The following is an 18992-nucleotide window of genomic DNA, read 5'->3' on the forward strand; positions in this document are numbered from 1 at the left end:
CCTGGATATACTCAAGCGGTTGTTGCCATAGAGGTAACATATAACTGGAGATTAAACGATGAGTTATGTAACTGAATATCCCGCTGCGACAGCGCTTCAGGCCGCCGCCCATTTTCGTCAACGGCTAGCCTTTGAAACCGACTGCGCAGATGTTTATGCATCGCTGCAACAGTCTGAGATCGATTTTGTGCTGCTTCACGTCGTCGGCAGCCCGGAAACCTTTGCCCGCCGCCATATTCCCGGTGCCATTCACCTCCGCCATGCGGAGATCACCCGTGAAAAAATGCAGGAATGGCCAGAGGATACGCTGTTTGTTGTCTATTGCGCCGGGCCGCACTGTAACGGCGCCGATCGCGCCGCGCTGAAGTTGGCGGAGCTGGGACGCCCGGTGAAGTTAATGTTGGGGGGAATTACCGGCTGGCAAGATGAAGGGTTTGCTTTTAATCGCGCAACGTGAATTTTATTCATGGCTGATGAATTTTTCTCGTTTGCCAGAGCAGGGAACGGATGACACTATTTGGACATATAGCCATCCAGAAGGCTAAATAATTCAAATAATATATTATCACTCAGAGCAACCAGTTTTGCCTGAGTGAATAAGGAGAACTGCATGCCACATCAACACGCTCCCTATCGCGCCGATATCGTCGGCAGTTTCTTACGTCCGCTGGCTATCAAAGAAGCGCGTCAACAGTTTGCCGACGGTGAAATTAATTCACAGCAGCTGCGTGATATTGAAGACGCGGAGATCCGCCGTGTAGTACAGCATCAGTGCGATTGCGGCCTGCATGTAGTCACCGACGGTGAGTTCCGTCGTGCATGGTGGCATTTCGACTTCTTCGATGGTTTACAGGGCGTTGAGCGCTATGACGCCGACAAAGGCATTCAGTTTAACGGTGTACAAACCCGCGCTCACGGTATTCGCGTTACCGGGAAACTAGGTTTTGGTGAACACCCAATGCTGGAAGATTTCCGCTTCCTGAAAAGCATCAGCGGTGATGCCACGCCAAAAATGACCATTCCGAGCCCAAGCGTGCTGCACTTCCGTGGTGGACGCAAAGATATCGATGCCACGGTCTATCCGGATCTGGCAGATTACTTTAACGATTTGGCTGATACCTGGCGTGATGCGATTCGTGCCTTCTATGATGCGGGCTGCCGCTATCTACAGCTCGATGACACCGTCTGGGCCTACCTGTGCTCTGACGAGCAGCGTCGTCAGGTCCGCGAGCGCGGCGATGACCCGGATGAATTGGCGGCAATCTACGCCAACGTACTGAACCGTGCGCTGGAAGGCAAACCGGACGATTTGATTATCGGTCTGCATGTTTGTCGCGGTAACTTCCGCTCAACCTGGATTTCTGAGGGTGGCTACGAGCCGGTGGCGGAAATTCTGTTTGGCCGCGTGAAGGTGGATGCCTTCTTCCTTGAATATGATAACGACCGCTCCGGGGATTTCGCGCCGCTGCGCTTTGTGCCAAAAGGTGAGCAGAAAGTCGTGCTGGGGCTGATTACCACCAAGAACGGTGAGCTGGAAAATCCACAAGGGGTCAAAGCTCGCGTTGAGGAAGCCGCGAAATTTGTCGCCCTCGATCAAATCTGTCTCAGCCCACAATGCGGTTTTGCCTCAACGGAAGAGGGCAATAGCCTATCTGAGCAGCAACAGTGGGATAAGGTTCGACTGGTAACAGGAATTGCCGCACAGGTTTGGGCATAACTTCATTCGTTTCGCCAATATCACGCCATCCGACGGTCGGGAACGATTGTCGGATGGCGGTTTGTTTGATGCAGGGCTAAATGGCGTTAAATTGCGGGCGCCAGGTGCTGGCTTTTATTCCGCGGAAGATAAGCGCCCATGCAAGGATGATGGCAATCATCATTATCGGGAACAGGGTCAGCGGCGGGAAATGGGTGAGGATTTGCCCGGTCAGCAATGGGTTAAATGCGGCGCCCAGCCAGCCCAACGCCTGAGCGGAGAAGTAGCTGGCTTTCATGCCCGGTGGCGCGATGTTATCAATCAGCATGTATTCACCCGGGGCATAAATTATCTCGCCAAGAGTGAAGACGGCCGCTGCCAGCCCCCAATACACCAGGTTGTTACCTGACATCATAAATCCGGCTAATCCCAGCACATAGCAGACGGTACCAAAAGTCATTAACGGACGAAGGTTATTCGCCGTTAATTTGCGCCCAATGGCGTACTGCAATGTGACGACCACCGCGGCGTTGACCGGCAGAATCACCGCCACCACTTTTTCGGCAAAGGTACTGTCACCGATGGTTAGCACGTACTGGGACAGGCAGGAGGCGAACGAGCCACCGACGAAGGACGCCAGCAGGCCGGAAAGGGTAAACCACAGCAGCGCCCGGTCATGCAGCAGCACGGAAGGCGACCAGGCGACCGGTTTTTCCGTCATCTCACCGGGGATGATTCGCTCAACGTAACGCTGAATAAACAGCAGCGGGAAGGCGGCGCAAATTGCCGCCAGCCAGAATGGCAGATTAATGCTGTGCATCACCAGCAGGGTGCCAATTGGCGGGCCAATGGTCCAGCCAATATTCAAAAATGAGTAGTTGAGGGAGAACACCCGTGCCTTGGTGCTGGCGGCCAGCGTATCGGAAAAGTAGGCCTTCAGTACGGTTGAAAAGACCGAATAGGAGCAGTTAATCAGCGCGAAGAAGAACACCACCAAAGGGATGCTATTCACTAACGGAATGGCGACAAAGCCGGCGATGAAAAACATCACGGCGATCAGCATATAGCGTTTTTTATCAAACTTATCGGCCAGGATGCCGAAGCCGAGGCTGAATATCACGCCGACCACCAGCGCGATAGACATGGCGTAGCCGATGGTATCGACCTTCATGGCGTACTGCCGCGTGAGGTAGATGGTCATGAACGGAAGTGTGGCACCGCGCCCGATGGTTAACAGCAATGACGATGCCAGCAGCGCAATCGTGGATCGTCTGGTCGTTGGTTTCATTTTCTTGCCCAAAGGTGTTGTGGTATTGGTTTTTGTTATCTCTTTCACAAATATCACGCCATAAAGAGCTTGTATAGCGGTTGGCGTGTCGATAAGTGCAATTTCATCCCACCACAAATAATGATCTATTCCTGGGGCGAATTTTTCGTTACTTTGATTGTGTTTACATAAATTTAATAAACGTTGAGGCGAGTATGACGCGGAAAGATGGGCTACTGGCGCTGCTGGTAGTGGTGATATGGGGGCTGAACTTTGTGGTCATCAAAGTGGGGCTGCACGGGATGCCGCCGCTGCTGCTGGCCGGTCTGCGCTTTTTGTTCGTTGCCTTCCCGGCGCTATTCTTTGTGCCGCGTCCTCGCGTCCCGCTCTCGTTGCTGCTGGGCTATGCGCTGACCATAAGTTTCGGTCAGTTTGCCTTCCTGTTCTGTGCCCTTAATTTCGGTATGCCGGCGGGTCTGGCCTCACTGGTTCTGCAGGCGCAGGCTTTCTTCACCATCATTCTTGGCGCATTTGTGTTTGGTGAACGGCTACAGCGTAAACAGCTGGTTGGCATTTCGCTGGCGGTGTTTGGCGTCCTGGTGCTGGTAGAAACCAGTATGAGCGGGCAAAACGTCAAACTGCTGGGCTTCATGCTGACGTTGGGCGCGGCGCTGTGTTGGGCATGCGGGAATATCTTCAATAAAAAAATCATGCTGCACCCGTCGAAAACCGGGGTGATGTCGCTGGTGGTGTGGAGCGCATTAATCCCGATCATTCCTTTTATGCTCGTCTCGTGGATTTTTGAAGGTCCGCAGCTCATGGCGCAGAGCCTGATTCATATCGACATGACGACAGTACTCTCTCTGGCGTACCTGTCGTTTATGGCAAGCATCGTCGGTTATGGCATCTGGGGTTCGCTGTTAGGGCGTTATGAAACCTGGCGAGTGGCGCCTTTATCGTTACTGGTGCCCGTTGTGGGGCTGGCGAGTGCGGCGCTGCTGTTGGGAGAGACGCTGTCATTGATGCAGCTTCTGGGGGCGCTGCTGATTATGGCGGGGTTGCTTATCAACGTATTTGGTTTTCGTCTACCGGGTCTGCGCCGTGCGGTGAAGGGCTAAAAAAAAGCCCCGCGCTGGCGGGGCTAATAACGTTTAGCGATTTTTAGCGATTGTTATCGTTGTAGTACGGTACGCCCAGCTCGTCTGATTTGTCGCTACCGGCGGCCATGTGATTAAAATCAAATGGTGACTGGTTGCTGGCGGTTGGCATCAGCATGGTTTGATGGGCGTTATTTTGTGCAGGAAGTTGCTCCGCGTGGCCTGGAATTGCGGCCACCGCCAGTAGGGCGAAGGCAACGGAAGCGAACAGTTTCATTATTTCCTCGATACGTCTTATAGCAGGCGATTAACAAACACAGTGATCAATGGGGTGGAGATAGCGAGACTCTCCGTGCATATTGGTGACGCGATACTTGTGTGGTGGCACATCAAAATAGTTTTTAAACGTCCGCGTCAGCGTCTGCTGCGATTCAAAACCGTAGCGCTCCGCCAGATAGAGGATCGGCTCGTTACTTTCTTTTAATTTCTGGGCAATTTCCGTCAACTTACGGGTTCGGATATATTGACCTAATGAATGACCGGTCTCTTTTTTGAACATCCGCTGCAGGTGCCACTTGGAATAACCAGAACGCTCGGACACTTTCTCAAGTGACAGTGGGGATTCCAGGTTATCTTCGATCCAGCCCAAAATGCTATGAATAGTAATAGCGTCGGTGTTGCGTCTGGACATCGTCTTACCTCTTCTTCTGTTTACGGCAATATTTTTTTAAGTAGAAGCTCTAGTGTTGCCACTTCATTTGCCGTTAAGTTTTTCGTTAATTCCTGGTGCAGGTTTTGCCCAACGAGCTGATGACATTGTTCGCAGATAGCCGCGCCTTCAGGCGTCAGTTGAATCAATACGCCTCGCTTATCGTTTGGATTGGGTAATCGGGCTATCCAGCCCCGACACAACAAACGATCCAGCATGCGGGTCAGTGCACCTAAATCCACCGAAAGGGTCTTTTTCAATTCCACCGGGGTGATACTGCCCTGACAGCGGATTGAGCACAAAACCCTGAACTGCGAGGAGGTAATGTCCTCTGGCGATAAATGCTCGTTGAGTAAGCGATCTTTTTTCTGGTTAACCATGTGAATCAAATGCCCAAGTGGAATCATTTCATTGAAGAGATTGCTTGTGCTGTTCACAATGGTTGCCCTGGCAAGTACTTTAGTTGCGGAGGATATTATTTCCCACGCAACCATAAGTCAACTGAATGAATGGTGGCATGCCACGAATTGCTAAAACGGTTCGGGTGGCGGTAAATAGGATATCCTGTAGTGAGCCGCTTAACGCAATCGCGACGGTACTGAACGGCAAACGCCCGGCGTTCAGTACCTTATTTTTCGTAAACAGACAGGATTTTGGACGCATATGAAGGAACTTTTTCAGGCAATAGGCCTAGGGCTGGTGGTGCTGCTACCGCTGGCGAACCCGTTAACCACCGTCGCGCTGTTCCTTGGTCTGTCGGGGAATATGAATAACGTAGAGCGTAATCGTCAGTCGATGATGGCGTCGATATACGTGTTTGCGATAATGATGGTGGCCTATTACGCGGGTCAGGTCGTGATGAATACTTTCGGGATATCGATACCCGGGTTACGTATTGCCGGGGGGCTGATTGTTGCCTTTATCGGTTTCCGGATGCTGTTCCCGCAGCAAAAGGCGCACGAGTCGCTGGAAGCACAAAGTAAATCGGAAGAGTTAAAAGAAGAACCGACCGCCAATATCGCCTTCGTTCCGCTGGCCATGCCGAGTACCGCGGGGCCGGGGACCATTGCGATGATCATCAGTTCGGCGTCAACGGTAAAGCACGGCGTCAACTTCCCTGATTGGGTTGTACTGGTGGCTCCGCCTCTTATCTTCGCGCTGGTGGGGTTGATTCTGTGGGGCTGTTTACGCAGTTCTGGCGCCATTATGCGGTTGGTCGGTAAAGGAGGGATTGAAGCGATTTCCCGACTGATGGGCTTCCTGCTGGTGTGTATGGGCGTGCAGTTTATTATCAACGGCGTGCTGGAAATAATCTCTACTTACCACGCCTGATTTGTTGCGGTGTTGCGTGGTTCTGGTGAACAACGCAACACCGTGATGCGCTTAGTGCTGGTGTGACTGCTCTTCTAACGATGCCGCAGGCCAGCGGCGGAAAATCACTATCGACCAGATAAACGCTGCCAGCGCCGGTACGGCACCCACGTAGCCGATGACGGACATGGATAAATGAGTGCTTATCTGGCTGCCGAGCAGCGCGCCGGCCCCAATCCCGATATTAAAGATCCCCGAGAATAACGACATCGCGACATCGGTCGCATCCGGTGCCAGCGCCAGGACTTTTACCTGCATCCCGAGGCCAATCACCATAATCGCAATCCCCCAGAAGATACTCAGCACCGCAAGATGACTGGCATCCCGGGCGGCGGGCAACAGCAGCAGTAAACAGGCCAGCAGCAGGCCAATTGCACTGCTAACCAGCCCAGAGGCATGTTTGTTACCCAGTTTACCGAACAGCACGCTGCCGATAATCCCCGCACCGCCCAGCACCAGCAGCAGAATGGTGGCGAAGTTACCGCTGAGTCCTGCTACGGTCTGAACAAACGGTTCAATGTAGCTGTAGGCGGTGTAATGCGCGGTGACCACCACTACGGTTAGCAGATAAATAGCGATCAGCGCCGGGCGTCGGAACAGCAGCGGCAGGCTTTTCAACGAACCTGAATGCTCGCTTGGCAGGCGCGGAAGCAGTTTAACCAACGCCAGCAGGGTAATCAGTGCGCCCACGCCAATGGCGAAGAAGGTGGTGCGCCAGCCGAAATATTGACCAACGATACGACCCAGCGGTATACCGAAGACCATCGCCAACGCGGTGCCGGTAGCCAGCAGGCTCAATGCCTGAGCGCGTTTACCTGCCGGGGCCATACGAATGGCCAGTGAGGCGGTTATTGACCAGAACACCGCATGGGCGAAGGCGATCCCGATACGGCTGGCAACCAGCACGGTAAAGTTCCACGCCAGGAACGACAGCACGTGGCTGGCGATAAATAGAACAAACAGCCCGATCAGCAGCTTGCGCCGTTCCATCTGGCTGGTCAGCAGCATAAACGGCAGCGACATCAGGGCGACCACCCATGCGTAAATCGTCAGCATGATACCAACTTCAGCGGTTTGCATACCAAAGCTGTTGGCAATATCCGACAGCAGACCGACGGGGACAAACTCAGTGGTGTTAAAGATAAAAGCGGCGATAGCCAGCGTGACCACCCGAAGCCACGCGATCCGACGAGAGACCGTGTTCGTTGTCATATAAATGCACCGGGAGCGTTAGATAAATGAGGAGATGCTCGATCTTAAAGCGATTGTTGCAGTGAATACAAACGTTTTGTGGGTTATCTCTCGTTTTTACACGCATGTGACACTGTCACTAATAATCGTATTAAAGATACTTGTCGATGTTAAATTTTCGTGTCAGTTTGCTGTAAAGCACAGAGAAAAGCGGGGAGTGATATGCACGAAATTGATTTTTATATGGTTGATGCGTTTAGTCGCCACGCCTTTGGCGGTAATGCGGCGGCGGTCTGTATTCTCAACGACTGGCTGCCGGATGAAACAATGCAGCGCATGGCGTTGCAGCATAACCAGTCGGAAACCGCTTTTGTTGTTAAACAGCAAAGTGGTTTTGCGCTGCGCTGGTTTACCTCACGCAACGAAGTGAATCTCTGTGGCCATGCAACGCTAGCCAGTGCGCATGTCATATTTAACCATCTGCATTATCCTGATGAGCGTATCCATTTCGAGACGCTCTCCGGGCGGTTAACCGTTTCGCGCAAAGACGACTGGATGACGCTGGACTTTCCAGCCTGTCCGACGCAAGCGGTAACGCCCCCGCCTGAAATGCTCCGGGCGCTGGGGATTCACCACTATCTTAGCGCCCACAAGGGACGCGCCTGGGTGATTGAACTGGAAACCCGTCAGCAGGTTGAAGCGCTGAGCCCGGATATTACGGCGATGACGCCGGTTGAACACAAAGTGTCGGTCACGGCCGCCGGTGACGGTGAGTATGATTTTGTCAGTCGCTTTTTCTCACCCGGTGAAGCGGTGTGGGAGGATCCGGTAACGGGCTCGGCGCATACCATGTTGATCCCATACTGGGGCGCGAAGTTGGGGAAAACCCAGATGCTGGCGCGACAGGTCTCGGCACGCGGCGGCGATATTCGCTGCGAATGGTCCGGCGAGCGGGTATTGATGAGCGGAACGGCAAGAACCTATTTACAGGGCAAAGTCCTGCTGGATTAAGCGAATATCGGCTACGTATAATTTTCATGAAACGTAGCCGATGTCAGTTACCGTCGGCTACGGCAGTAGCCCAATGTTGGCTTTAATCACATCAACGGAATGGAGAAACTTCTCCTGTTCCTCTGCCGCGAGCTGGAGTTCAATCACCTGCTGCACGCCGTTTTGTGCCAGCACGGCAGGCACGCCAATCGCCACGCCGTCGACACCATATTCCCCGTCAAGAATGCAGGAGATGGCCAGCGCGCGATGGCTGCCGGTGAATACATTTCGGCAAATTTCGGCGATGGTTCCGGCGATACCGTATTCGGTGCAGCCTTTTCCGGCATAAATTTCAAAGCCCAGCTTACGCACGCTGTCGGCCATGGCCTGACGATCGAGCTCTTTTCCGGTGCGGCGCTGATAGACCTGCTCGATAGGCGAACCGTAAACCGAGGAGTGCGACCATACCGGGAACTGACTGTCACCGTGCTCGCCAAGGATAAAGGCATCGATACTCTGCGCGCCGATATCCAGATCTTGCGCCAGCTTGCGGCGCAGACGAGTGGTATCGAGCCACACGCCGGTGCCGATAACCTGATTACGCGGCAGGCCGGAGAGCTGCCATACCTGCCAGGTAATGATATCGCATGGGTTAGTGGCGATTAGAAAGATGCCATTAAATCCGCCCGCCATCATCTGCGGTACGATGCTGCGGACGATATTGGCGGTACCTTTTAATTCATCAAGGCGCGTCTGGCCAGGCTTTAAGGCGCCACCGGAAACGGTGATCACCGCAATATCGACATCCGCACAATCGCTGGCGTCGCGACAAGAGATGGTCATCATACCGGGCATGTAGGCCGCGGCATCGCTCAGATCCTGAGCGTGCGCTTCGGCGCGGGCTTTGTTCAGATCGACCAGAATTAACTCTTCGCAAATATTCTGGTTGAGCAGCGCATAGGCTGCTGATGCGCCGACGTTACCGGCGCCGATTATCATGACCTTACGGGCTTTGGTATTCATGGTTTTCCATTCGATGGGCAAACAACAGTGGATAAAGCTACTCGTTAACAAGCGGTTAGCGCAAGAGTCTGCGGCAATTATAAGTTAACGATCTGAGTTGATGGGCGAGCGAATGGTAGAGTGGAGAAATAACAAAAAACCGGAGCCGCCTATGTACACTATCGCCGTCACGTCACCCGCTGATGCGGGAATTCACTCCCTCATTGCCGCGCTTGACCATTACCAAATGGCGCTTTATCCGCAGGAGAGTAATCATCTGGTGGATTTGTCGCAGCTGCCGCAAGAGCATCTGGTGCTGTTGGCTATTCGCCACGGCGAGCAGGCTATTGGCTGTGGGGCAATTGTTGTCGGTGAAGATGGTCGTGCGGAAATGAAGCGCGTGTACATTGACGACACGCATCGCGGGCAGCGGCTTGGCGAAAAATTGTTGGCTGAACTCGAGGCCGCAGCGTGGCAACGTGGTTGCCATACGCTGCAATTAGAAACGGGAATTCATCAGCTTGCGGCCATTCGACTCTATGAGCGTTGTGGCTATGAAGTGTGTGACGCTTTTGCCCCGTACGCGCCCGATCCGCTCAGCGTCTTTATGACGAAAGCGCTGGTTCATCCAGTAACGCAATAAATGCTTCCAGCTGACGGCTCATCGCCCCACGTCGCCACACCAGCCAGGTCGTCAGCCAGCGCCATTTTTCTGCCAGCGGCCAGGCGGAAACCTGGTGGTGACCGGGCATGCTTTCCAGCATGCTACGCGGTATCAGCGCCAACCCAGCGCCAGCAATGACGCAGGCCAGCATGCCATGATAGGACTCCATTTCGTGAATGCGCCCCGGTGTGGCTTTATCCGCATGAAACCAGCTTTCAAAATGACGGCGATATGAGCAGTTGGCGCGAAACGCGTAGATACTCACCCCGTTCACTTCGCTGGCGCGGGTAATCGGCGGATGGCCGTGGGCGGCAACCAGCATCATCTCCTCCGGGTAGACCGGCATACCATCAAGTCCCGGATGCACCACTGGGCCATCGACAAACGCTGCGCTTAATCGACCTTCTAGCACGCCATCGGTCATAGTGCCGGAAGGGCCGGTCGCCAGATCGAACTGAATTCGCGGATAGCGTTGGTTATAGCGCGCCAGCACCTGGGGTATACGCACCGCAGCGGTACTCTCCAGCGCACCGAGCGAGAACAGCCCCTGCGGCTCATCGCCCGCTACCACCATCCGCGCTTCATCGACCAACGCCAGGATCTGCTGGCTATAGCGCAGAAAACTGTGCCCGGCGGGAGAAAGACGCAGTCGCTGATTCTCGCGGATAAACAGCTCAACGCCGAGATCGGCCTCAAGCTGGCGAATTCGGGTCGTCAGGTTTGATGGCACGCGGTGCACCTTCTGTGCGGCCTGGGTAATACTGCCGGTCTGGGCGACGGCGTTGAACATCTCCAGCTGGGTTAAGTCCATGGCGTTCTCGTTTCGTGAATGGTTTGGTTAATATTATTCAGTTTTCATAAATAGCAGAATAGGCGAGGATGTCACCACTGCGCAATTGACCCGGAGAGAAAAAATGAATTCACCTGCAACCCATGCTCTTTCTATTAACCCGGCTAACGGCGAAGCCATCTCTTCGCTGCCGTGGGCAACGACTGCGGAAGTGGACATTGCCATTAGCCTGGCGGATACCGCATTTCGCCAGTGGCGTAAGACTCCCGTTGCCCAGCGTGCCGATGCGCTGCGTGCCATTGGGCGAACTCTGCGCGAACGTGCGGAAGAAATGGCGCAGTGTATTACCCGTGAAATGGGCAAACCGATAAATCAGGCGCGGGGTGAGGTCGCTAAGTCAGCGAATCTCTGTGATTGGTATGCGGAACACGGCCCAGCCATGCTGGCCACCGAAGCGACTCAGGTTGAAAACAACCAGGCCGTTATCGAGTATCGTCCGCTGGGGCCGGTGTTAGCTATTATGCCGTGGAACTTCCCGCTGTGGCAGGTCCTGCGCGGTGCGGTGCCGATTATGCTGGCGGGCAATAGCTATATTCTTAAGCATGCGCCTAACGTGATGGGCTGTGCGGCGCTGATTGGCGATATTATCGCGCAGGCGGGTGTCCCGGCCGGCGTCTTTAACTGGAACAATGCGACCAACGACGGCGTTTCGCAGGTAATCAACGATCCGCGCGTGGCGGCGGTGACGGTGACCGGTAGCGTGCGCGCCGGGAAAGCGATTGGTGCTCAGGCCGGTGCGGCGCTGAAGAAATGCGTGCTCGAACTGGGTGGCTCCGATCCGTTTATCGTCCTCAATGACGCGGACATTGATATGGCGGTGCAGGCGGCAGTCATTGGCCGTTATCAAAATACCGGACAGGTCTGTGCCGCGGCGAAGCGTTTTATAGTAGAAGCCGGTGTTGCGGAGACCTTCACGCAGAAGTTTGTGGACGCGGCGAAAGCCCTGAAGATGGGGGATCCGCGTGACGAGGATAACTATCTGGGGCCGATGGCGCGATTCGATCTGCGAGATGAATTGCATGATCAGGTGATGGCCACCGTCAAAGAAGGTGCGACGCTGCTGCTTGGTGGTGAGAAACTCGCGGGGGAAGGTAACTATTATCCGGCCACCGTATTGGCTAACGTATTGCCAACCATGACCGCATTCCGCCAGGAGATGTTTGGCCCGGTGGCGGCTATCTCCGTTGCTCGTAACGCCGATCATGCGCTGGCTTTGGCAAACGACAGTGAATTCGGTCTATCCGCGACCGTCTTTACCGCAGATAGCGCACAGGCGCAGCGTTTTGCTGATGAGCTGGAGTGCGGCGGGGTGTTCATCAATGGCTATAGCGCCAGCGATGCGCGAGTGGCGTTTGGTGGGGTGAAAAAGAGCGGCTTTGGTCGTGAACTGTCACATTTTGGCCTGCGCGAGTTCTGTAATGTGCAGACCGTGTGGAAGGATCGCCGCTAAGCCAAACGACGTGGCCACGGCACTCTGCTATACTCCCAGGCCGAAAATGGCCTGTGGGCAAGGAGCGTAAGTGGCTGCGGTTATCAATAATGCCATGCTGACGTCGATTCTTAACGACGTCCGGCCGTTGATTGGGCAAGGCAAAGTGGCGGACTACATTCCGGCACTGGCCTGCGTCAGCGGTAATAAACTGGGGATCGCTATTAGCACCGTCGATGGGCAGCACTTTTGCGCCGGCGATGCGAGCGAGCGGTTCTCTATTCAGTCGATTTCAAAAGTCCTCAGTCTGGTGGTGGCGATGAACCATTATCAGGCTGAAGAGATCTGGTCACGGGTGGGGAAAGATCCCTCCGGTCAGCCGTTTAACTCCCTTTTGCAGCTTGAAATAGAGCAGGGCATTCCGCGTAACCCGTTTATTAATGCCGGGGCGTTGGTGGTCTGCGATATGTTACAGGGACGATTAAGCGCGCCGCGTCAGCGTATGCTTGAAATAGTCCGCAAACTTAGCGGCGTGCCGGATATTGGTTACGATCTGCAGGTCGCGCGTTCGGAGTTTGAGCATTCGGCCCGTAATGCGGCTATTGCCTGGTTGATGAAATCTTTCGGTAACTTCCATCACGATGTCGCGACCGTGTTGCAAAACTACTTCCATTATTGCGCGCTGAAGATGAGCTGCGTGGAGCTGGCGCAGACCTTTTTGTTCCTGGCAAACCAGGGGCAGGTGGCGCATCTGGATAGACCGGTCGTTTCGCCGATGCAGACGAGACAGATTAATGCGCTGATGGCTACCAGTGGCATGTATCAGAACGCCGGGGAATTTGCCTGGCGCGTCGGGCTACCGGCGAAATCCGGTGTCGGCGGCGGGGTAGTAGCGATTGTGCCGCACGAGATGGCGATTGCCGTGTGGAGCCCGGAACTGGATGAAACCGGGAACTCGCTGGCGGGTGTGGCGGTACTGGAAAAACTCACGCAGCAAATAGGACGTTCGGTTTACTGATGGATAGGCTAGACATTTTGTTCTCGCGCCTACAGCGCTCGCCTTTTCGCAGCCGTTTTCGGCTTGGCGTGAAGGAGCGGCAGTACTGTCTGGATAAAGGCGCAGAGGTGATTGACCGCCATGCGGCTGATTTTGTTGCCGGGCGTCTGGCGCCGTCATTGCCAAATAATGATGGTAAGCAGACGCCGATGCGCGGTCATCCGGTGTTTATTGCCCAGCATGCGACGGCGACCTGCTGTCGCGGTTGCCTGGAAAAATGGCATCAAATCCCGCAAGGACAGGCACTCAGTGACGGGCAACAACAGTATATTGTTCGCGTTATCCATCACTGGCTGGTCATTCAGATGAACAAAGCTGAGAAGTAACATTTCTAAGTTTAATCTGAAAAGCTATCTATTTTGATAGCTTGCTCAGACGAACGTTGCTCAATATGATAGGCCGGGCGACGTATCGGAATAAATTGTGTTATGAATGGTTTTGGCAAACTAATTGCGAATAATGGGGTGACAGGCACCCGGTTTGTCAGACGAATGTATCTGATGCGGATCCTGGGCACCTTTCTCTGCTTTCTTCCTATTTTATCTGTGCTTCTTGAACGCCAGCAGCCGCTGTTTTTACAGGTGCTGTTGGGCATCAACGCATTTGTCTGGCCAACGATGGCATACCGGCGCGCACGTCGCTCGCCAATACCCCGGCAGGTAGAACAACAAAATCTGCTCATTGACGCGGCCGTCGGTGGCTTCTGGATTGCCATGATAGCGTGTAATCCGCTGCCGTCGATAACGATCGCCACGATCCTGATGACGGATAGACTCTCGGCGGGCGGCGTGTCGCTGATGCGTAAAGCGGCGGGAATGATGCTGGCGGGATTTGCCGTGAGTTGGGTGCTCACGGGGATGCCGTTTGACGCCTACGTCACTCAGCGCACCATGCTGGCGACGCTACCGCTGATTTCGCTCTACGTCCTGGCGCTCAGTTTCCTCACCGACAGTATTGCGGTGAAACTGCGACTTAAAAGCCAGGAGCTGGAACGCATCGCCATGCTCGACCCGCTATTAGATATCGCTAATCGACGTCTGCTGGAGCAGCGTATCTCCTGGGAGCTTGTTCGTCTTAAGCAGCAATGCGGGCATTCGTTGCTGATGTTTATTGATCTTGATAACTTCAAAGAGGTTAATGACCGGTTTGGGCATAAAGTCGGCGACGTGATGCTTAAGACCGTGTCGCAGATTTTGCAGATGGCGACCCGTCCATCGGATACGCCTGCCCGATTGGGGGGCGATGAATTTGTGATCCTGCTTCCTAATACATCACGGGAAGAAGGGCGAGCCATTGCTCAGCGTATTATGGATGCCACGGCGGTGGTAACTGAGCGTCCGGATCATCAACAAACATTAACGCTGAGTATTGGTATTGCCGATGCGCTGCCGGAAATGCAGGAAGTGACGGATTGGTTGCAGGCGGCGGATAATGCGCTCTATGAGGCCAAACGGGGCGGTAAAAATCAGATCTTCGTCCACTAAGTCATACGAAAATACAATGACGCAGCTTATTGTGTTATCAAAAGGTTAACGTGATAGTGGTTTTTCTATTAATAGGAGAAGACCATGCAAACATCCTTTTCGCTACACACCTTTTCAGACGCTGAAATTATTTGCCATCTCGATGCGCTAACGGAAGTGCTGTCTAACTGCGTTGATGGCGGCGCGTCAGTCAGTTTCATGCTGCCTTTCACGGCAGAAACCGCTAAGGCTTTCTGGCGCCGCACGGCGATAAGCGTTGCTCGCGGCGAGCGGGTGCTGCTGGTGGCAAAAAACGCCGAGCAGCGTGTTGTCGGCACGGTCCAACTCATTACCGACCAGCCGGAGAATCAACCCCATCGTGCAGATGTCGCCAAGCTATTGGTGCATGAATGTGCACGCCGTAGCGGCGTTGCCCGAGCGCTAATGCAGCGGCTGGAACAGGTGGCGATTGATGCGCAGAAAACGGTGCTGGTGCTGGATACAGCGACCGGTAGCGGCGCTGAGTATTTCTATCAACAATGCGGTTGGCAGAAAGTCGGGGAAATCCCGCGTTACGCCCTGATGCCGGACGGTGAACTGACGGCTACCTCAATTTTTTACAAATTTTTATAGACTCGCTATTTATTCTCTCACTTTTGATCAAAACACGGTTTCATAAGCGGAAAATCTGATAAGTTATTACACCAATTGAGCAGGCTGTATGACTAATCCAGAAAGGAACCCATTGTGAAAACACTGAACCGCCATGATTTCCCCGGTGCCCAATACCCTGAGCGTATTATCCAGTTTGGCGAAGGAAACTTCCTGCGTGCGTTCGTTGACTGGCAGATCGATCTGCTGAACGAACATACCGACCTGAATTCCGGGGTGGTCATCGTGCGCCCAATCGCCAGTGATTTCCCGCCGTCGCTCAGTACTCAGGATGGCCTGTACACGACAATTATTCGTGGCTTGAATGAGAAGGGCGAAGCAGTGAGTGATGCTCGCCTGATCCGTTCCGTAAACCGTGAAATCAGTGCCTACAGTGACTACGATGCGTTCCTGAAGCTCGCCCATAATCCAGATATGCGTTTTGTTTTCTCCAACACCACCGAAGCCGGTATCAGCTATCATGCGGGCGATAAGTTTGATGATGCGCCAGCGGTAAGTTATCCGGCAAAACTGACTCGCCTGCTCTTCGAACGCTTTAGCCACTTCAATGGGGCGGCGGATAAAGGCTGGGTTATCATTCCTTGTGAGTTGATTGATTACAACGGTGACGCGCTGCACGAACTGGTTGTACGCTACGCGCAGGAGTGGGCGCTGCCTGCAGAATTCATGGCCTGGCTGAATGAATCTAACACCTTCTGCTCTACGCTGGTGGACCGTATCGTTACCGGTTATCCGCGCGACGAAGCGGCTAACCTGGAAGCGGAGCTGGGGTATAAAGATGGTTTCCTCGATACCGCCGAACACTTCTATCTGTTCGTTATTCAGGGGCCAAAATCTCTGGCCAGCGAACTGCGTCTCGATAAACTGGCGCTGAATGTGCTGATTGTTGACGACATCAAGCCGTATAAAGAACGTAAAGTCGCGATTCTGAACGGAGCGCATACCGCGCTGGTACCGGTCGCGTTCCAGTCCGGTATTGATACCGTGGGCGAGGCCATGAACGATGCTGAAATCTGTGCCTTCGTTGAGAAAGCGATCTACCAGGAAATCATTCCAGTGTTAGATCTGCCAAAAGATGAGCTGGAATCCTTCGCCAGTGCGGTAACGGGGCGTTTCCGTAACCCGTACATTAAGCACCAGCTGCTGTCGATTTCGCTGAACGGGATGACTAAATTCCGTACCCGTATTCTCCCGCAGCTACTGGCAGGGCAGAAGGCGAGCGGCAAACTGCCAGCCCGTCTGACATTTGCACTGGCGGCGCTGATCGCTTTCTATCGCGGTGAACGTAACGGTGAAACCTATCCGGTACAGGATGATGCGCACTGGATTGAGAGCTATCAAAAACTGTGGGCGCTGCATCGTGATCAGCAGATCGGTACCGCGGACCTGGTGAAAGCGGTACTGTCAGTCAGCGATCATTGGGAGCAAGATCTTACACAAGTTTCAGGATTGGTCGAACAGGTTTCCGCCGATCTTGACGCCATCCTGACCCAAGGGATGCGCAAAGCCGTTCAGCCGCTGTGCTAATCACGCTGTAACGAGACTCAACCCGGCTCTGGCCGGGTTTTTTGTTGGTTTATCGCTCAATGCAGGCCCGTTTAATATCCATAACGTGCGATGCATTAGTTACAACATACATTGCGTATTTGATGTTATACCTATGAAGCACCGTGCAAAAACATAAAGTCAGGCATCAAAAAAGGGCGGCCAGAATACCATCTCTACCGGTTGCTCGCTTGAATACATGACGAAGATCACGTTTAATATACAAATTGTTAACCAGATTGAAAAAAACATGATCGTCCGTCCTCACCAGCACTGGCTGGCCCGTATTTTCGTTTGGCACGGTTCAGTGCTACCAAAAATCTTCTCGCGTTTGCTACTCAATTTCCTGTTGTCCATCGTTGTCATCCTGATCCTGCCCTGGTATTCGTCATTGGGATTCAAGCTGACCGTCGCGCCATTCAGTATTCTCGGCGTGGCGATTGCCATTTTCCTCGGTTTTCGTAACAACGCCTGCTATGCGCGCTACGTTGAGGCGAGACAGCTATGGGGACAGTTGATGATTGCCTCGCGTTCATTACTGCGAGAAGTGAAAAACACGCTGCATAATGACCCCCAGCTTGCGGAGTTTGTCGGGTTACAAATCGCCTTTGCCCATTGCCTGCGCCTGACTCTTCGCCGCCAGCCGACCCGAGCGGTGCTGGCTCAGTATCTCAGTGAAGAACATTTGGCACAGGTGATGGCCGCACAGTCGCCGGCGAATCGTCTTTTGCTGATTATGGGGGATTGGCTGGCGCAGCGGCGTCGGGAAGGGGAACTGTCGGATATTTTGTACCACAGCTTAAATATCCGCCTGAATGACATGTCGATTGTGCTCGCGGGCTGTGAACGTATCGCCAATACGCCGGTACCGTTCGCCTATTCATTGATTCTGCACCGTACCGTGTATCTGTTCTGCATCATGCTGCCATTTGCCCTGGTGGTGGATCTGCACTACATGACGCCCTTTATCTCGGTGCTGATTTCGTACACCTTTATCTCGTTAGATACGCTGGCGGAAGAGCTTGAAGAACCCTTCGGTATGGAAAATAATGATTTGCCGCTGGATGCTATCTGTAACGCCATCGAGATCGATTTGCTACAAATGAATGATACGCCGCAGATACCTCCCCGGATTACCGTCGATAAGTACTATCAATTAACCTAATAAGGTGATGACGTGAGCGTGATTTTTCGTTCTATCCAGGCTGAAGATAAGGCACAGTGGTTAGCGCTATGGCAAGGATACACGGCCTTTTATGAGAGCCAGATTCCGGATAATGTTACGGAATATACCTGGAAACGAATCCACGATCCGGCCTCATCTATGTTTTGCCGGGTGGCGGTTGTCGATGGCGTGGTGGCAGGTTTTGCGCTGTGCGTGCTTCATGAGGGCACCTGGGTGACGGCACCTATCTGCTATCTGGAAGATCTGTATGTCGACCCGGCGTTTCGCGGTAAGGGTGTTGCTCGCCAGCTAATACAATTCGTGCTAACGGAAGCGAAAGAGCAGGGATGGTCGCGTTTCTACTGGCATACTCGTATTCATAATCCTGCTCGTAAGCTTTATGATGAGTTTGTCGCTGCCGATGATTTCGTTCGCTACAGTGTGACGCTCTAATCGCGATGTGTGGAATAAATCATTAAGGTTTTCCATGTTTAATGGTTGTACCGACATAGGGAGAATCAAAATGGAAAAGAGAATCGAGACGGCTGTAAACATTATTGTGTTCGTTTCGCTGTTTGCAACCGCCTGGGATTTATCGCTGGTACGGGCATTAAGCTGGTAGGCGAGACCAACACATCCTATCGGGCGCTGGCACCTGCTGCGCCCTTGACCAATCGGTCAATTCCCCAGTAATCAACGGCTTTTCGGCCTATTACCCACAAGGTTGTGCACCGTTTCTGTGGATAACATTTTTATCCATTTCGCGCGGCCATACTTCCCTGGAACGTTCTGCGCCACTCCAGTGTGATCTTGACCCTCCATCT

The 18992-nt window shown here is 53.5% G+C and carries 21 protein-coding genes; 14 read left to right on the forward strand and 7 right to left on the reverse strand.

The annotated features are described in order from the left end of the window. The first annotated feature begins 58 nt into the window (after positions 1–58). Complete coding sequence (locus LZ634_RS14335) at positions 59–457, forward strand: rhodanese-like domain-containing protein (RefSeq protein WP_234506398.1); 399 nt, start codon at positions 59–61, stop codon at positions 455–457. 153 nt (positions 458–610) lie between these two features. Next, complete coding sequence (locus LZ634_RS14340) at positions 611–1717, forward strand: cobalamin-independent methionine synthase II family protein (protein WP_234506401.1); 1107 nt, start codon at positions 611–613, stop codon at positions 1715–1717. A 76-nt stretch (positions 1718–1793) separates the two neighbouring features. On the opposite strand, the gene ydeE is transcribed toward LZ634_RS14340, so the two are convergent. Beyond that, positions 1794–2984, reverse strand: coding sequence for an efflux MFS transporter YdeE (gene ydeE, locus LZ634_RS14345; protein WP_234506404.1), 1191 nt, complete (start codon positions 2982–2984; stop codon positions 1794–1796). 194 nt (positions 2985–3178) lie between these two features. On the opposite strand from ydeE, the gene eamA reads away from it, so the two are divergent. Next, positions 3179–4081: an O-acetylserine/cysteine exporter gene (gene eamA / locus LZ634_RS14350; RefSeq protein ID WP_234506407.1), complete on the forward strand. Its 903-nt coding sequence runs from the start codon at positions 3179–3181 to the stop codon at positions 4079–4081. Between the two features lie 43 nt (positions 4082–4124). Here eamA and marB read toward each other — a convergent pair whose 3' ends face one another. From marB to marR, 3 genes are read right to left on the reverse strand one after another with little or no spacing between them, the layout of a single operon-like run. Then, positions 4125–4337, reverse strand: coding sequence for a multiple antibiotic resistance protein MarB (gene marB, locus LZ634_RS14355; protein WP_234506410.1), 213 nt, complete (start codon positions 4335–4337; stop codon positions 4125–4127). A gap of 30 nt (positions 4338–4367) precedes the next feature. Beyond that, a complete protein-coding gene (marA, locus tag LZ634_RS14360) occupies positions 4368–4751 on the reverse strand; it encodes an MDR efflux pump AcrAB transcriptional activator MarA (protein WP_052282559.1) in 384 nt (127 codons plus the stop codon). 20 nt (positions 4752–4771) lie between these two features. Further along, a complete protein-coding gene (marR, locus tag LZ634_RS14365; protein ID WP_234506413.1) occupies positions 4772–5206 on the reverse strand; it encodes a multiple antibiotic resistance transcriptional regulator MarR in 435 nt (144 codons plus the stop codon). A 226-nt stretch (positions 5207–5432) separates the two neighbouring features. Between marR and LZ634_RS14370 the strand changes: the two genes are divergently transcribed. Then, positions 5433–6101 carry a MarC family NAAT transporter gene (locus LZ634_RS14370; protein ID WP_234506416.1) on the forward strand — a complete coding sequence of 223 codons (669 nt, stop codon included), beginning with the start codon at positions 5433–5435 and terminating at the stop codon, positions 6099–6101. A 51-nt stretch (positions 6102–6152) separates the two neighbouring features. Here LZ634_RS14370 and LZ634_RS14375 read toward each other — a convergent pair whose 3' ends face one another. Continuing rightward, positions 6153–7352 carry a sugar transporter gene (locus LZ634_RS14375; protein ID WP_234506417.1) on the reverse strand — a complete coding sequence of 400 codons (1200 nt, stop codon included), beginning with the start codon at positions 7350–7352 and terminating at the stop codon, positions 6153–6155. Positions 7353–7553: 201 nt separating this feature from the next. Here LZ634_RS14375 and LZ634_RS14380 point away from each other — a divergent pair, with 201 nt between their 5' ends. Next, complete coding sequence (locus tag LZ634_RS14380) at positions 7554–8342, forward strand: PhzF family phenazine biosynthesis protein (protein WP_234506420.1); 789 nt, start codon at positions 7554–7556, stop codon at positions 8340–8342. A 57-nt stretch (positions 8343–8399) separates the two neighbouring features. Here the strand turns inward: LZ634_RS14380 and LZ634_RS14385 are convergent, their stop codons facing one another. After that, a complete protein-coding gene (locus LZ634_RS14385) occupies positions 8400–9344 on the reverse strand; it encodes an L-lactate dehydrogenase (protein ID WP_234506423.1) in 945 nt (314 codons plus the stop codon). A gap of 151 nt (positions 9345–9495) precedes the next feature. Between LZ634_RS14385 and LZ634_RS14390 the strand changes: the two genes are divergently transcribed. Continuing rightward, a complete protein-coding gene (locus tag LZ634_RS14390) occupies positions 9496–9966 on the forward strand; it encodes a GNAT family N-acetyltransferase (protein ID WP_234506426.1) in 471 nt (156 codons plus the stop codon). On the opposite strand, the gene ptrR is transcribed toward LZ634_RS14390, so the two are convergent. Further along, positions 9929–10798 carry a putrescine utilization regulator PtrR gene (gene ptrR / locus LZ634_RS14395; RefSeq protein ID WP_234506429.1) on the reverse strand — a complete coding sequence of 290 codons (870 nt, stop codon included), beginning with the start codon at positions 10796–10798 and terminating at the stop codon, positions 9929–9931. The two genes, LZ634_RS14390 and ptrR, sit on opposite strands and share 38 nt — an antisense overlap. A 103-nt stretch (positions 10799–10901) precedes the next feature. On the opposite strand from ptrR, the gene sad reads away from it, so the two are divergent. From sad to LZ634_RS14435, 8 genes are all read left to right on the forward strand, one after another. Then, positions 10902–12287 (forward strand): succinate-semialdehyde dehydrogenase, encoded by a 1386-nt coding sequence (sad, locus tag LZ634_RS14400; RefSeq protein WP_234506431.1) that lies wholly within the window; start codon positions 10902–10904, stop codon positions 12285–12287. Positions 12288–12357: 70 nt separating this feature from the next. After that, the gene (gene glsB, locus LZ634_RS14405; protein WP_234506434.1) at positions 12358–13284 is read left to right on the forward strand and encodes a glutaminase B; all 927 of its coding nucleotides are present in this window, start codon (positions 12358–12360) and stop codon (positions 13282–13284) included. After that, positions 13284–13649, forward strand: coding sequence for a DUF4186 domain-containing protein (locus tag LZ634_RS14410; RefSeq protein WP_234506438.1), 366 nt, complete (start codon positions 13284–13286; stop codon positions 13647–13649). The genes glsB and LZ634_RS14410 overlap by 1 nt, the downstream gene beginning before the upstream one ends. 165 nt (positions 13650–13814) lie before the next feature. Next, positions 13815–14807, forward strand: a complete 993-nt coding sequence (locus LZ634_RS14415; protein WP_234506440.1) for a sensor domain-containing diguanylate cyclase — start codon at positions 13815–13817, stop codon at positions 14805–14807. Between the two features lie 84 nt (positions 14808–14891). Then, the gene (locus LZ634_RS14420; protein ID WP_234506443.1) at positions 14892–15419 is read left to right on the forward strand and encodes a GNAT family N-acetyltransferase; all 528 of its coding nucleotides are present in this window, start codon (positions 14892–14894) and stop codon (positions 15417–15419) included. A 114-nt stretch (positions 15420–15533) separates the two neighbouring features. Continuing rightward, entirely contained in the window at positions 15534–16985 is a 1452-nt protein-coding gene (locus LZ634_RS14425; RefSeq protein WP_234506445.1) for a tagaturonate reductase, read from the forward strand. A gap of 268 nt (positions 16986–17253) precedes the next feature. Next, on the forward strand, positions 17254–18168 hold the full coding sequence (locus LZ634_RS14430) for a bestrophin family protein (protein ID WP_265178961.1): 915 nt from the start codon (positions 17254–17256) through the stop codon (positions 18166–18168). Positions 18169–18180: 12 nt separating this feature from the next. Further along, entirely contained in the window at positions 18181–18621 is a 441-nt protein-coding gene (locus tag LZ634_RS14435; RefSeq protein ID WP_234506452.1) for a GNAT family N-acetyltransferase, read from the forward strand. The last annotated feature ends 371 nt before the right edge of the window (positions 18622–18992 follow it).

The sequence above is a fragment of the Kluyvera intermedia genome (assembly GCF_021440345.1).
Lineage (GTDB): Bacteria > Pseudomonadota > Gammaproteobacteria > Enterobacterales > Enterobacteriaceae > Kluyvera > Kluyvera intermedia_A.

Excerpts from the sequence above, each read along its gene's own strand:
- LZ634_RS14335 (WP_234506398.1), top strand. The coding sequence starts at position 59 with ATGAGTTATGTAACTGAATATCCCGCTGCGACAGCGCTTCAGGCCGCC.
- LZ634_RS14340 (WP_234506401.1), top strand. The coding sequence starts at position 611 with ATGCCACATCAACACGCTCCCTATCGCGCCGATATCGTCGGCAGTTTC.
- ydeE (WP_234506404.1), bottom strand. The coding sequence starts at position 2,984 with ATGAAACCAACGACCAGACGATCCACGATTGCGCTGCTGGCATCGTCA.
- eamA (WP_234506407.1), top strand. The coding sequence starts at position 3,179 with ATGACGCGGAAAGATGGGCTACTGGCGCTGCTGGTAGTGGTGATATGG.
- marB (WP_234506410.1), bottom strand. The coding sequence starts at position 4,337 with ATGAAACTGTTCGCTTCCGTTGCCTTCGCCCTACTGGCGGTGGCCGCA.
- marA (WP_052282559.1), bottom strand. The coding sequence starts at position 4,751 with ATGTCCAGACGCAACACCGACGCTATTACTATTCATAGCATTTTGGGC.
- LZ634_RS14370 (WP_234506416.1), top strand. The coding sequence starts at position 5,433 with ATGAAGGAACTTTTTCAGGCAATAGGCCTAGGGCTGGTGGTGCTGCTA.
- LZ634_RS14375 (WP_234506417.1), bottom strand. The coding sequence starts at position 7,352 with ATGACAACGAACACGGTCTCTCGTCGGATCGCGTGGCTTCGGGTGGTC.
- LZ634_RS14380 (WP_234506420.1), top strand. The coding sequence starts at position 7,554 with ATGCACGAAATTGATTTTTATATGGTTGATGCGTTTAGTCGCCACGCC.
- LZ634_RS14385 (WP_234506423.1), bottom strand. The coding sequence starts at position 9,344 with ATGAATACCAAAGCCCGTAAGGTCATGATAATCGGCGCCGGTAACGTC.
- LZ634_RS14390 (WP_234506426.1), top strand. The coding sequence starts at position 9,496 with ATGTACACTATCGCCGTCACGTCACCCGCTGATGCGGGAATTCACTCC.
- ptrR (WP_234506429.1), bottom strand. The coding sequence starts at position 10,798 with ATGGACTTAACCCAGCTGGAGATGTTCAACGCCGTCGCCCAGACCGGC.
- sad (WP_234506431.1), top strand. The coding sequence starts at position 10,902 with ATGAATTCACCTGCAACCCATGCTCTTTCTATTAACCCGGCTAACGGC.
- LZ634_RS14410 (WP_234506438.1), top strand. The coding sequence starts at position 13,284 with ATGGATAGGCTAGACATTTTGTTCTCGCGCCTACAGCGCTCGCCTTTT.
- LZ634_RS14415 (WP_234506440.1), top strand. The coding sequence starts at position 13,815 with ATGTATCTGATGCGGATCCTGGGCACCTTTCTCTGCTTTCTTCCTATT.
- LZ634_RS14420 (WP_234506443.1), top strand. The coding sequence starts at position 14,892 with ATGCAAACATCCTTTTCGCTACACACCTTTTCAGACGCTGAAATTATT.
- LZ634_RS14430 (WP_265178961.1), top strand. The coding sequence starts at position 17,254 with ATGATCGTCCGTCCTCACCAGCACTGGCTGGCCCGTATTTTCGTTTGG.